This window comes from Streptomyces sp. NBC_00178 (assembly GCF_036206005.1).
GTDB lineage: Bacteria > Actinomycetota > Actinomycetes > Streptomycetales > Streptomycetaceae > Streptomyces.
The window spans coordinates 1262437-1275765 of record NZ_CP108143.1; the positions used below are offsets into that span (position 1 = coordinate 1262437).

A 13329-nucleotide genomic window follows, 5' to 3' on the forward strand; every position below is an offset into this window, starting at 1 on the left:
GGCCTGGACTCAGCGGGATGCGGGAGCTGCGGTCGCACGACGGGGCGATGCGGCTCCGCCGACGGCGGGGCGGCCCGCCTCAGCCCTCCGGGAGTTCGACGGGCGCGATCTCGTCGAAGACGTCGCCCGGCCCGGGGTTCGCCGGGTCGGTGGCGCCGCCGAACTGGGCCATCACTCCCCAGACCGCGTTCAGCGCCGTCTGGACGGCGCCCTCGGCCCAGCCGGCGGTCCAGGAGATGTCGTCGCCGGCGAGGAACAGGCCGCGCTTGTCCTCGGGCAGCCGGTCCTGCATGAAGTGGGTGAACAGCCGTCGCTGGTAGCGGTAGTGGCCGGGCAGGTTGGCCTTGAACGCGCCCATGAACCAGGGCTCGTTCTCCCAGGAGACGGTGACCGGGTTGCCGATGACGTGCTTGCGGATGTCGACGCCCGGATAGATCTCCCCGAGCGACTTGAGCATGACGTCCATGCGCTCCTTGGGAGACAGCGGCAGCCACTTCAGGCTGTCGTCGCACCAGGTGTAGGAGAGGCAGATGACGGCCGGCTTGTCCGGGCCGTCGTCGAGGAGGTACGTGCCCCGGGTCATCCGGTCCGTCAGCGTCATGGACATCGTGTCCCGGCCGGTGGGGTTGCCCTGGCCGTCGACGGCCTCGTCCAGCCAGAACGGCCGGTCGACCGGGACGAACAGCTTGGACGACTCCATGTAGTGGGTGCGCTCCATCGCCGTCCAGTGGTCGATCGGGAAGAGCGCGTCGTCACAGGCGATCTTGGAGAGCAGCAGCCACGACTGCCCGGTGAACACGGCGGCCCGGTAGGTACGGATGTCGCCCGAGGCGTCGGTGACGGTGATCCGGTTCCCGGCCGTGCGGTCGAGCCGGGTGACCGCCCCGCGCGGCTCTCCCCCGTGCAGGGACGACAGCGACGTTCCCGGCGCCCAGTGCACGAGCTTCTGCGGCTCGCGCTCCCACAGGCGCAGCGGCAGCTGCTGGCTGCCGCCGACGATGCCCCGGTGGTGGTCGTCGGCCTCGGTGTAGACGACGCGCAGGATCTCCAGGATCGAGTTGGGGAAGTCGGTGTCCCAGCCGCCCGTGCCGAAGCCGACCTGGCCGAAGATCTCGCGATGGCGGAAGGAGGAGAAGGAGTCCGAACCGCAGAGGAAGCCGTAGAAGGTCTGGTCGTCGAGCTTCTCCACGAGCTTCGCCCAGATCTCGCGGATGCGCGGCACGTCGCGCTCGCGCATGGCGCGGTTCATGTCGGAGAAGTCGGCGCCCTCCTCCAGGCAGGAGTTCCAGGCGTCCATCACCTCGCGGTACACGGGCGGCAGGTCGTCGATGGTCTCCGCGTAGTGGGACTCCCCCTTGAGGTCGACGACGGTCGAGGGGGTCGCCGGGGAGAGCGGGTTGGGGAAGGGCCTGGTCTCCAGGCCCACCAGGTCGATGTAGTGCTGGAGCGCCGTGGACGAGGGCGGGAAGCGCATGGCGCCCATCTCGGCGGTGAGCGAGGGGTCGCAGCCCTCGAAGCCGACGGTGCGCAGCCGCCCGCCGATCCGGTCCGCCTCGTAGACGACGGGCTTGAGCCCCATCTTCATCAGTTCGTACGCCGCGATGACGCCGGAGAGCCCGCCGCCGATGACGGCGACCTCGGATCCGTGCTCGGTGGCCGGTATCTGGCCGATGCCCGCGGGGTGCGCGAGGAAGTCGTCGTACGCGTAGGGGAAGTCCGGCCCGAACATGGTGATCGGGGGCTGCGGCTGCGCGTCGGTGTGCTGGACGGCGTTGGGCACCGTGGACGTCATGGGGTACGGACTCCTTGCGGGGCGGGCGTGGCTGGGCTCGGGAAGGGGCGTGCGGGTCAGGCGAGGGAGCCGTACAGGCCGGGACGACGGTCCTGGAGATAGGGGTTGGCGGCCCGTGAGGCGGTCAGGAACCCGGGGTCGACGTCCCCGACGACGAGTTCCTCGCCGCGGCCGGCCCGGGCGCGGGCCGTGCCGTCGGGACCGGCCAGGCAGCTGAGGCCGGTGAACTCGAACTCGCCCTCCGTGCCGGTCCTGTTGACGTACGCGATGTACATCTGGCTCTCGAAGGCGCGGACCGGCACCACGGACTCGGCGACGAACGGGAAGGGGTGCATCAGCGCGGTCGGCACGAGCAGCAGTTCCGTCCCGGCCAGTGCGTGGGCGCGGACGTTCTCCGGGAACTCGACGTCGTAGCAGATCAGCAGCCCGATCCGGACGCCGTCGAGTTCGGCCTGGACGACCGGCGTGTCACCGGGGGTGAACCACGTCTGCTCGAAGGAGCCGAAGAGGTGGGTCTTGCGGTAGTTCGCCGACGGGGCGCCGTCGGGTCCGACGAGCTGGGCGCTGTTGAAGATCCGGTCGCCGTCGCGCTCCGGGTAGCCGTACAGGACGGCGAGACCGTGGCGTACGGCGATCTCGGCGACCGCTCGCGCGCCGGGCCCGTCGGCGGGCTCCGCCAGGTCGGGCACGGCGTCGCCGACGGCGTACCCGGTGAGGAACAGTTCGGGTGAGACCAGCAGCCGGGCACCCGCGCCGGCGGCCCTCGCGGCGGCCTCGTCCAGCGCCTTCAGGTTCTCCGCGACGGCTCCGGGCCGTCCGGAACTCTGGAGCAGGGCGGTGCGCAACGACGGCATGGCTGACCTCGGCGGGGCGGGCGGGGCGGGAGACGTATCGAAGGTACGGCGCCGGGAACACACCGGACAAGGCGCGATTGTTGCGCGTCCACCGTCGATCCATTGCGCGTGCGGGCCCGGGGGCGGCGATTCGTTGCGTGGAGCGTCACCGCAGGTCAGGCGAGTGATTTCCGTCTCGGCGAGAGCCCGGGAAGGAACCCGGCGCGGGAGGCGCGCCGGACGCGGCCGGCTCTCAGGCCGGCGGGGCCGAGGAGTAGCGCCGCAGCAGCGGGGACAGGACGAGCACGGACTTCGTGCGCTCGACGTACGGCTCTCCCGCGATCCGCTCCAGCACCTGTTCGAAGTGGCGCATGTCCGCTGCGAAGACCTGGACGATCGCGTCGGCGTCACCCGTCACGGTCGACGCGGACGCGACCTCCGGATAGGCGGCGAGGCCCTGCTTGATCGCCTCGGGGGCGGTGTTGCGGCTGCAGTAGATCTCGATGAAGCCCTCGGTCTGCCAGCCGAGCGCCGCCGGGTCGACCCGGACGGTGAAACCGGTGATGGCTCCCTCGGCCCGCAGCCGGTCGACGCGGCGTTTGACCGCGGGCGCCGAGAGCCCGATGAGCGTACCGATGTCGGCGTAGGAGCGGCGGGCGTCCTCGGCGAGGGCGTGGACGATGCGTTCGTCGAGGTCGTTCAGGCGCACGTCGGGCGGTTCACTTCTCTGCGGCGGGCGGTTCGGGGGCGGCACGTGCCGCCCCCGAAGTAGACCACGCGCGCCCGGCCCGGGCGCGCGCGCCGCGGGGCGCGGCCGGTCAGAAGGGGAACTGCGAGCGTCCGTGCTGGACGGATATCCACTTCTGGGTGGTGAACGCCTCGATCATCGAATCGCCGTTCAGCCGCCCGAGGCCGGAGTTCTTCTCGCCGCCGAACGGGACGACCGGCTCGTCGTGCACCGTGCCGTCGTTGATGTGGATCATGCCGGTGCGGATTCGCCGTCCCACCCGCACACCGCGCTCGGTGTTCCCGGTGTGGACGGCGCCGCTCAGCCCGTACGGGGTGTCGTTGGCGATGCGCACGGCCTCGTCCTCGCCGTCGAACGGGACGAGCAGGGCGACGGGCCCGAAGATCTCCTGGTGCAGGACCGGCGAGCCGGGCGCGAGCCCGGTCAGCACCGAAGGGCTGACGACGTTGCCGTCGGCGCGGCCGTGCAGCAGCGCCGTGGCACCCGCCGCCACCGTCTCGTCGACGAGCCTGGACACCGCGTCGGCCTGCGAGGAGTTGATCAGCGGGCCGATGTGCGTGGCGGGGTCGGCGGGGTCGCCCACGCGCAGGGAGGCGACCTTGGCGACGAACTTCTCGGTGAACTCCCGCTCGACCGCGCGGTCGACGAGGATGCGGTTGGCCGCCATGCAGACCTGGCCCTGGTGGATGTAGCGGCTGAAGACGGCCGCGTCGACGGCGTAGTCGACGTCGGCGTCGTCCAGGACGATCAGCGCGCTGTTGCCGCCCAGTTCGAGCACCGCCCGCTTGAGGTTCGCGGCGCAGACCGTCGCGACGTGGCGGCCGATCCTGTCGGAACCGGTGAAGGAGATGACCTGCGGTACGGGGTGCTCCAGCAGCGCGTCGCCGATCTCGGCGATGTCGGTGACCACGACGTTCAGCAGGCCGGCGGGCAGTCCTGCCTCCTCGAAGACCTTCGCGATCAGGGTGCCGCCGCAGACCGGGGTGTTCTGGTGCGGCTTGAGGACCACCGCGTTGCCGAGGGCCAGCGCGGGTGCGACCGACTTCAACGACAGCAGGAAGGGGAAGTTGAACGGGCTGATGACGCCGACGACACCGGCGGGAACCCGGTAGACGCGGTTCTCCTTGCCCTCGGTGGGCGAGGGGAGGATCTGACCGGCCGGCCGCAGGGCCAGGTGCACGGCCTCGCGCAGGAACTCCTTGGCCAGGTGCAGTTCGAAGCCGGCCTTCAGCAGCGTGCCGCCGAGTTCCGCGACGATGGCCTCGCCGATCTCCGCCTCGCGCTCCTCGACGATGCGCAGCGCCTTCTCCAGCACGGCCCGGCGGGCGTACGGGTTGGTGTCGGCCCATTCCTGCTGGGCCCGCTCGGCGGCGCGGTAGGCCTGGTCGACCTCACCCGACGTGGCCACGGTGATCGACGCGAGCTTCTCCCCGCTGTACGGGTTGAAGTCGATGATGTCCCAGGACCCCTTGCCCGGCCTCCACTCCCCGTCGATGTACTGCTGGGCCAGGTCGGTGAAGAAGGAGGACATGAGATCCCTTACCGCAGAGAGGCAGGCAGTCGAAGGAGGCTCATATTACTTATTCTGCAACGGAGTTGAAGGCGGACAAGAACGCTCCGATACGAAAAACATCGATCACTCCCGGCGTGCGAACGGCCGCACGCGCCGGTGCCCCTCCCGGGTCGACCGCCCGGGAGGGGCACCTGTGGGACGACGGGCCGCGAGGCTCGACGAGGTCAGCTCCAGCTGGCGTGCAGCGGCTTGCCCTCCGCGTAGCCTGCGGCGCTCTGCACCCCTACGACGGCCTTCTCCGAGAACTCCTCGAGCGAGGCGGCTCCCGCGTAGGTGCAGGACGACCGGACACCGGCGATGATCGAGTCGATCAGGTCCTCGACACCGGGACGGCCCGGGTCGAGGAACATCCGCGAGGTCGAGATCCCCTCCTCGAACAGCGCCTTGCGCGCACGGTCGTAGGCGGACTCGTCCGAGGTCCGGTTCTTGACCGCGCGGGCCGAGGCCATCCCGAACGACTCCTTGTAGAACCGCCCGTCGGCGGCCTGCTGGAGATCGCCGGGCGACTCGTACGTACCGGCGAACCAGGAACCGATCATGACGTTGGACGCACCGGCCGCGAGCGCCATGGCGACGTCGCGCGGGTGCCGGACGCCACCGTCGGCCCAGACGTGCTTGCCGTGCTTCCTCGCCTCGGCGGCGCACTCCAGCACCGCCGAGAACTGCGGCCTGCCGACGCCGGTCATCATGCGCGTGGTGCACATGGCGCCGGGGCCCACGCCGACCTTGACGATGTCGGCACCGGCCTCGATCAGGTCCCGCACGCCCTCGGCGGACACCACGTTGCCCGCGACGATCGGCACGGCCGGGTCGAGCGCCCGCACGGCGGCGACCGCGTTGATCATGGATTCCTGGTGCCCGTGCGCGGTGTCCACGACCAGCGTGTCGGCGCCCGCGTCGAGGAGCTGCTTGGCCTTGCCCGCCACGTCGCCGTTGATCCCGACGGCCGCCGCGATCCGCAGTCTGCCCTCGGCGTCGGTCGCCGGGGTGTAGAGCGTGGCGCGCAGCGCGGCCTTCCGGGTGAGGATGCCGACGAGCCGGCCGTCCTCGTCGACGGCGGGGGCGAGCTTGCGGTTGGCGCCGTCGAGCCTGTTGAAGGCCTCACGCGGGTCGATGTCCGCGTCCAGCACGACCAGGTCCTTCGACATGACCTCGGAGAGCTGGGTGAAGCGGTCCACCCCGGTCAGGTCGTGCTCGGTGACGACCCCGACGGGCCGGTTCCCGGCGTCGACGACGACACCCGCGCCGTGCGCCCGCTTGTGCAGCAGGGACAGCGCGTCGGCGACGGTCTGGCCGGGGGCGAGCACGATCGGCGTGTCGAGCACGAGGTGGCGCTTCTTGACCCAGCCGATGACCTCGGTGACGACCTCGATCGGGATGTCCTGGGGGATCACGACCAGCCCGCCGCGGCGGGCGATCGTCTCGGCCATCCGGCGGCCGGCGATCGCGGTCATGTTGGCGACGACCAGGGGGATGGTGGTGCCGCTGCCGTCCGGCGAGGAGAGGTCCACGGCCTGCCGGGAACCGACCGCGGAGCGGCCGGGAACCATGAAGACGTCGTCGTACGTGAGGTCGTGGGGGACCGAGGGGGCGGCCGTGTACCGACCGGTGCCGGGCTCAAGAAAACGCATAACACCCATTTTTTCATACGAAACGGTGCAGGTCGTTTCCACGAAGACACAGCAATGGACCCCCGCGTTCGTCGATTCCTCCAAGGGAACCGGCCGGGGGCCGGGCAAGTGGAAACCTGCCTTACCCAGGGACCCTACCCGAACAGGATTCGCCGCCGGGCGATCAGGATTCGCTTCCGAGCGATCACTATCGCTAGACCGGGTGACAGAGTGTCAGGTAACTTGAAATCCGCAGGTCTCTACGGTAGCGGCAACGCCGCCGATGGGCCCGGAACACCTGACACGTGTTTGACCGGAGAGGACGGGGATCCGCCTGTGGAGAACGAACTGCCGGACATCTTCTGCCCGTTCCCCCAGCGGAGCAATCCGTATGTGGGACACACCCGCGAGCACCTCAGCACCTGGATCCGGCAGACCGGCCTGGTGCACCGGGAGTCCGCGAGAGAGCGCTTCGAACAGGCCGACTTCGGCGCCTTCGTGGGGATGGTCTATCCCACGGCCGACAGTGAACACCTCGACCTCGTCGCCGACTGGTTCGTCTGGCTGTTCCTCGTCGACGACCAGCTGGACGACGGCCACCTCGGCCGCAGCCCCGAACGCGTACGCGACGTGGTCGAGCAGATGCGTGGCGTGGTCGAGGGCACGGGGCGGCGCCCCGGGCCGGACGAGGGGGCGCCCGCCGCCCTCATCGCCCTGTTCGACCTGTGGGATCGCACAGTCCCGCAGGCCGCCCCGCACTGGCGCACACGTTTCGCCTGGCACCTCATGATGTACCTGACGACCACGACGACCTGGGAGGCGGGCAACCGCGCCAACGGCATCGTGCCGTCGGAGGCGACCTACATCGCCCGCCGGCGGCACACCGGGGCGATCCACGTGTGCATGGACCTGATCGAGATCGTGGCCGGTGTGGAGGCGCCGGAGTGGGTCCACAACGACCCCCGGTTCATCACCGCGCTGGAGGCCTCCTGCAACGTGGTGTGCTGGGCGAACGACGTCTACTCCTACGAGAAGGAGCAGGTGCTCGGCGAGATCCACAACCTCGTCCACCTGGTCCGCCACCACCGCGGTCACGGCGAGCGGCAGGCGCTGGAGCACGTGTGCGCCGAGATAGCCACCGAGACCGAGCGGTTCCTCAGCGCCGAGGAGGAACTGCTCGACATGTACCCGCGGCTGTCGGCCGTCCTCGTGCCGTACCTCGACGGGATGCGGAGCTGGATGAAGGGCAACCTGGACTGGTCCCGGCAGACCCCGCGCTACAACCCCGCGGACGTCAGCCAGTACTCGGAGCCCGGGGCGTATCTGGAGGAGACCGTCTTCGGCGTGGGCGCGGACGGCGCCGGACGCGTCGCGGGCACCGACAGCGTCCTGAACTGAGCACGGCGGAGGCCGGACACCCCTCGGGGTGTCCGGCCTCCGCCGTGCTCGGGGTCCGGGCTCAGTCGTCCGGGTCGGCGCGCTCCAGGGCGGGCCGCTGCCCGGCGGCGGACTCGGTGAGGAGGAAGTCGGCGGCCGCGGTGTCCGTCACGAGGCTGGTGACGAGACCCGAGCGCAGCACGGCGCCGATCGCCGCGGCCTTGCGCTGACCGCCGGCGATGGCCACGACCTCGGGGATCCGGCGCAGCCGGTCGGCCTCCACGGTGATGCACCGCTCTCCGAGGTCCCTGCCGACCCGGCGGCCGTCCGAGTCGAAGAGGTGCGCGGACATCTCCGCGGCCACGCCGAGCGAGGCGTAGTGGGCCCGCTCGTCGTCCGAGAGCATGTCGTGGACGGTGGAGATGCCGGGCTCCCAGGAACCGATGGAGACCGCGGCCACCGTCACCTTGTCGAAGTACTCGAAGGCGCGGGCGATGCCCGTCTGGTGTCTCAGGGCGGCCGCCGTCGCCGGATCGGGCAGCAGCATCGGGGCGTAGATCGGGTGCGCCTCGCCTCCGGAGACCTGCGCGGCACGGCGGACGGCCTCGACCGAGCCGCGCTCGGCGGTCCCGGCGTCGTAGACCCCCGTCAGCTGTACGACCGTGCACGGCGGCAGCCGGTCGAGCGCCGCGGCCATGTGGATGGTGGACCGGCCCCAGGCCAGTCCCAGCACGTCGCCCTCGTCGACCAGCTCGCCGAGCAGTTCGGCCGCGACCTCGCCCAGGTTCTCGGGGTCGGCCGCGTCGTCCTGCTCCTCGGCCGGGGACTCGACCACGACGGCGTGCCGCAGGCCGTAGCGTGCCCTGAGCGCGTCGGAACGCTCCGCGTCCAGCTCAGCCGGTACCCGGATCTCGATCCGTACGAGATCACGCTCGAGGGCCGTCTCGAGGACCCGTGCCACCTTGAAGCGGCTCACGCCGAACTCCTCGGCGATCTGGATCTTCGATTTGCCCTCGAGGTAGAAACGACGCGCCATGGCCGCCGCCTGCACCAGCTCCGCGGGTCCCATCCGCATGGCTGACCGACCCGCCGAGATGCCAGACACCGCGATCTCCTCACTGCTGTTCACACGCCCGATACGCCTTCATCCTGTCAGATCCGGCGATCCTTGATCCGGCCCGTCGGGCCGCGTTCATCCGTGGTCGGTTCAGTGGCCGCACGCCCAGGGCGCGGAGGCCGTCGCCGTCTCCGCCTGTGCGCGCAGCGCCCGCACGGCCCCGGCCGGGTCCTCGGCTCCGTAGACGGCCGATCCCGCGACGAACACGTCCGCCCCGGCCTCGGCGCACCGCTCGATGGTGGTGGCCGAGACCCCGCCGTCGACCTGCAGCCACAGCTCCAGGCCGTGCTTCGAGATCAGGTCCCGGGTCCGGCGGATCTTCGGCAGCATGATGTCGAGGAACGACTGACCGCCGAAGCCCGGCTCCACCGTCATGATCAGCAGCATGTCGAGTTCGGGGAGCAGGTCCTCGTAGGGCTCGATGGGAGTCGCGGGCTTCAGCGCCATGGAGGCGCGGGCCCCCTTGGCCCTGATCTCGCGGGCGAGGCGCACGGGCGCGGCCGCCGCCTCCGCGTGGAAGGTCACGGAACCCGCCCCGGCCTCGACGTACTGCGGCGCCCAGCGATCGGCGTCCTCGATCATGAGGTGGCAGTCCAGCGGCGTGTCCGTGGCCTTGCTCAGCGCCTCCACGATCGGCACGCCGAGCGTGAGGTTGGGCACGAAGTGGTTGTCCATGACATCGACATGGAGCCAGTCCGCGCCTTCGACCGCCTTCGCCTCCTCGGCGAGGCGTGCGAAATCGGCGGACAGGATGCTGGGGTTGATCTGGGCCATGCCCCAAGCCTGCCATGCTCCGCGCCACTTCCCCGCCCCGGTGCGGCGCAAAGGCTCACGGGATCATCACGGTTCGCGCATTCCAGGCGTTTCCACGCCCCGGGCGGCCGTCGCGGGACCCGCGGAGCCCTCCCGCCCGGTCAGCCCGTCCGGCGCAGCAGGGCGAGGTACATCGCGTCCGTGCCGTGCAGGTGCGGCCACAGCTGGACGTCGGGCCCGTCACCCAGCGCGGGCACGCCGGGCATCAGCGGCCGGGCGTCGATCCACTCGGCCTCGACGGACGGACCGCCACGGCCCTTCAGCACGTCCTCGACGACGACCCTGGTCTCCGCGAGGTGCGGGGAGCAGGTCGCGTAGCCGACGACCCCTCCGACCCGCACCGCCTTCAACGCCTCGCGCAGCAGGCCGCGTTGCAGCGGGGCGAAGCTCTCCAGGTCCTCCGGGCGGCGGCGCCAGCGGGACTCGGGTCGCCGGCGCAGCGCGCCGAGCCCGGAGCACGGCACGTCCATCAGGACGCGGTCGAAGGAGCCGGGCCGCCAGGGCGGCCTGGTGCCGTCGGTGGTGATCACCTGGTACGGACCCGGGTTGCCGGCCAGCGCACGCTCGACGAGGCGGGCCCGGTGCGGCTGCTTCTCCGCGGCGAGCAGCGTCGCGCCGCGTCCGGCGGCCAGCGCGGCCAGCAGGGCGGCCTTGCCGCCCGGACCGGCGCAGCCGTCGAGCCACCGGGTGTCCCCGCCCTCGACCGGGGCTGCCGCCAGGGCGGCGGCGACGAGCTGGCTGCCCTCGTCCTGCACACCCGCGCTGCCGTCCCGCACGGCGGCCAGGGCGCCCGGCTCGCCGCCCTCGGCCATCCGCACGGCGTAGGGGGACCAGCGGCCCGGAAGGCCGTTCTCCTCGCCGAGGGCCGACAGCAGCTCGTCGGTGGTCGAGCGGCCGGGGCGTGCCACGAGCGTCACCTCGGGGCGCTCGTTGTCCGCCTCGAGCAGGTCCTCGATGCCGGCGCGGCCGCCGCCGAGGGCGTCCCACAGCGCGGAGACGATCCAGCGGGGGTGGGAGTGGACGACCGAGAGGTTCTCCTCGGCGTCCTCGTCGTACGCGGGAGCGACGCGCTCCACCCAGCCGTCGAGGTCGTGGGCCGAGACCTTGCGCAGCACGGCGTTGACGAACTTGGCGCGCCCCTCACCGAGGACCACCCGCGCCAGTTCCACGCTCGCGGAGACCGCCGCGTGCGTGGGGATGCGGGTGCCGAGCAGCTGGTGGACGCCCATGTTGAGCACGTCCAGCACCGGGGGGTCGACCTCGCGCAGGGGCCGGTCGATGCAGGCGGCGACGATCGCGTCGTACGTGCCCTGGCGGCGCAGGGTGCCGTAGACCAGCTCGGTGGCCAGCGCGGCATCCCGGCCCTCGAAGTCACCCTTGGCCCGTGCCTTCTTCAGCAGCGGCGGGAGGACGAGGTTGGCGTAGGCGTCCCGTTCGTCGACGGCCCTGAGCGCCTCGAAGGCGAGGAAGCGCACCGGGTCCTTCTTGGGACGGCGGTGCGGCTTGGCGGGACGGCGACGCTGCTGGTCGTTCACGTGAAAGGTGCTCCGCTGATGGTGAGAGGGCGAACCCGTCCAGCGTACGTCGCCCGGCCGGCAGCCCCGGTCCCAAGGCCCCCGGGGGCCGGAGCCCCGCCCCGGCACCGGACGCCGTGCCGCTCCACCGGCGGCGCGGCGGCCCGTCGGCCTGCCCGTGACCGGAGCCCCGGCGGCTGCCCCCGGCTCAGAGGCCCAGCAGCTCCCCGTGGGCGATGCGCACACCGCGCGCCCAGTCGGCGGCCTTCATGGGCTTCTTGCCCTGGGGCTGGACCCAGAGGAGCTCGACGGCGTGCGACCCGGTGCCCGCGTAGACGTTGTTCTTGCCCACGGACAGCTCGCCGGGGGCCAGGTCGGTGCGGTCGAACACCGGCTTGGCCTGGACCAGCTTGAGGCGTTCCCCGCGGAACACGGTCCACGCCCCCGGCGCGGGGGTGCAGCCGCGCACCACGCGGTCGACACGGAGCGCGGGCGCCGACCACTGCACCTGGGCGTCCTCCACGGTGATCTTGGGAGCGAGCGTCACGCCCTCGCCCGGCTGGGGAACGGCGTGCAGCGTGCCGTCCTCGATGCCGTCCATGGTCGCCGCGAGCAGACCGGCGCCCGCGAAGGCGAGGCGGGTGAGCAGGTCGCCGCTGGTGTCGGTGGGCCGGACCTCCTCGGTCAGTACGCCGTACACGGGTCCGGAGTCCAGCCCCTCCTCGATCAGGAAGGTGGAGGCTCCCGTGACCTCGTCCCCGGCCATGACGGCGTGCTGCACGGGCGCGGCCCCGCGCCACGCGGGCAGCAGTGAGAAGTGCAGGTTGACCCAGCCGCGGGCCGGCACGTCCAGCGCGGTCTTCGGCAGCAGCGCGCCGTAGGCGACGACGGGGCAGCAGTCCGGCCCGATCTCGCGCAGCCGGGCCAGGAAGTCCTCGTCGCGCGGCCTGGCGGGCTTGAGGACCTCGATGCCCGCCTCCTCCGCGCGCTCGGCCACGGGGCTGGCGACCAGCCTGCGGCCCCGGCCGGCCGGGGCGTCCGGACGGGTGATCACCGCGGCGACCTCGTGGCGGTCGGAGGCGATCAGGGCGTCCAGGGCGGGGACGGCGACCTCGGGGGTGCCTGCGAAGACGAGCTTCATGGGTGGCGCACTGCCTCTCGGGCCGGAACGTGACGTGGCGAGCAGCGCACCAGTCTAGAGCCCGGGGCCGGGGGGCGTACGCACGGCCGTGCGCCCCGCGCATATGCACATACGCCCCTATTGCGTGACCACATGGCCGGGTGACGCGTTGGTCAAGTGAGATTGACCGAAGTGGGCCGCCGCCGCGCGGTCCGATCCCTTTCAACGCCGGTTCGAGAGGCTTCTTCATGGCCGACCACGCAACCCACGACGCCCAAGCGCGTGCCAGTCTGCACCTGTTGGTGCGGGACATCGAGCGGGTCAGGCGGCAGGTGGACGCCCTGCGTACCCTCACTGCGCAGCTGGGCAACGTCTACCGTCCGCGCCGTTCGGGCCCCTCCGCGGGCTTCGTCGTCTACGGCAGGGCCCCGGCACCCACGGTCCGGCTGGCCCAGGAACTGCGGGACAGCGTCGAGACGCTGGTGACCGCCGCGGTGGACTTCGACCGCTCGCTGGGCTTCTCGTGGGACGCGGTGGGCTCCGCCCTCGGGGTCACCAAGCAGGCCGTGCACCGCCGTTACGGCGCGCGCAGGAACACCCCGCAGCAGACGCCCGCCGAGACCCCGGAGTCCGTGAGCCGCACGGTGCCGTCCCCGGGCTCCGTCCTGCCGGCCGTGCCCGCCGCCCGTTCGATGCCGCCGCAGCCGTCGGACCAGCACCCCGTCGCGCGTGAGGAACTGCGTCCGGGCGCCTTCCCCGGCCCGCGCAACGGCTGACACCGCTCCGTTCGGCACGCCCCGCGGCCCTCTGGCTCCTCGCCGGGACGTGCCGC

At 71.8% G+C, this 13329-nt stretch carries 11 protein-coding genes; 2 read left to right on the forward strand and 9 right to left on the reverse strand.

The features are described 5' to 3' along the window. Positions 1-79: 79 nt before the first annotated feature. The 5 genes from OHT61_RS05265 to OHT61_RS05285 all read right to left on the reverse strand — a co-directional run bounded on the left by OHT61_RS05265 (position 80) and on the right by OHT61_RS05285 (position 6577). Positions 80-1792: a flavin monoamine oxidase family protein gene (locus tag OHT61_RS05265; RefSeq protein WP_329035460.1), complete on the reverse strand. Its 1713-nt coding sequence runs from the start codon at positions 1790-1792 to the stop codon at positions 80-82. A 56-nt stretch (positions 1793-1848) separates the two neighbouring features. Further along, the gene (locus OHT61_RS05270; protein WP_329035462.1) at positions 1849-2646 is read right to left on the reverse strand and encodes a carbon-nitrogen hydrolase family protein; all 798 of its coding nucleotides are present in this window, start codon (positions 2644-2646) and stop codon (positions 1849-1851) included. A 232-nt stretch (positions 2647-2878) separates the two neighbouring features. After that, on the reverse strand, positions 2879-3334 hold the full coding sequence (locus OHT61_RS05275; RefSeq protein WP_329035463.1) for an Lrp/AsnC family transcriptional regulator: 456 nt from the start codon (positions 3332-3334) through the stop codon (positions 2879-2881). A gap of 109 nt (positions 3335-3443) precedes the next feature. Beyond that, on the reverse strand, positions 3444-4904 hold the full coding sequence (locus tag OHT61_RS05280) for an aldehyde dehydrogenase family protein (protein WP_329035465.1): 1461 nt from the start codon (positions 4902-4904) through the stop codon (positions 3444-3446). Between the two features lie 206 nt (positions 4905-5110). Then, positions 5111-6577 (reverse strand): GuaB1 family IMP dehydrogenase-related protein, encoded by a 1467-nt coding sequence (locus OHT61_RS05285; protein WP_329035467.1) that lies wholly within the window; start codon positions 6575-6577, stop codon positions 5111-5113. Between the two features lie 315 nt (positions 6578-6892). On the opposite strand from OHT61_RS05285, the gene OHT61_RS05290 reads away from it, so the two are divergent. Then, positions 6893-7954 carry a terpene synthase family protein gene (locus tag OHT61_RS05290; RefSeq protein WP_329035469.1) on the forward strand — a complete coding sequence of 354 codons (1062 nt, stop codon included), beginning with the start codon at positions 6893-6895 and terminating at the stop codon, positions 7952-7954. 61 nt (positions 7955-8015) lie between these two features. Here the strand turns inward: OHT61_RS05290 and OHT61_RS05295 are convergent, their stop codons facing one another. From OHT61_RS05295 to fmt, 4 genes are all read right to left on the reverse strand, one after another. Then, the gene (locus OHT61_RS05295) at positions 8016-9002 is read right to left on the reverse strand and encodes a sugar-binding transcriptional regulator (protein WP_329043104.1); all 987 of its coding nucleotides are present in this window, start codon (positions 9000-9002) and stop codon (positions 8016-8018) included. Between the two features lie 138 nt (positions 9003-9140). Beyond that, the gene (gene rpe / locus OHT61_RS05300) at positions 9141-9824 is read right to left on the reverse strand and encodes a ribulose-phosphate 3-epimerase (protein WP_329035471.1); all 684 of its coding nucleotides are present in this window, start codon (positions 9822-9824) and stop codon (positions 9141-9143) included. 140 nt (positions 9825-9964) lie between these two features. Next, positions 9965-11398, reverse strand: coding sequence for an RsmB/NOP family class I SAM-dependent RNA methyltransferase (locus OHT61_RS05305; protein ID WP_329035472.1), 1434 nt, complete (start codon positions 11396-11398; stop codon positions 9965-9967). Positions 11399-11585: 187 nt separating this feature from the next. Continuing rightward, complete coding sequence (gene fmt, locus OHT61_RS05310; protein ID WP_329035474.1) at positions 11586-12518, reverse strand: methionyl-tRNA formyltransferase; 933 nt, start codon at positions 12516-12518, stop codon at positions 11586-11588. Positions 12519-12745: 227 nt separating this feature from the next. Here fmt and OHT61_RS05315 point away from each other — a divergent pair, with 227 nt between their 5' ends. After that, positions 12746-13273, forward strand: coding sequence for a hypothetical protein (locus OHT61_RS05315; protein WP_329035475.1), 528 nt, complete (start codon positions 12746-12748; stop codon positions 13271-13273). Positions 13274-13329: the final 56 nt, after the last annotated feature.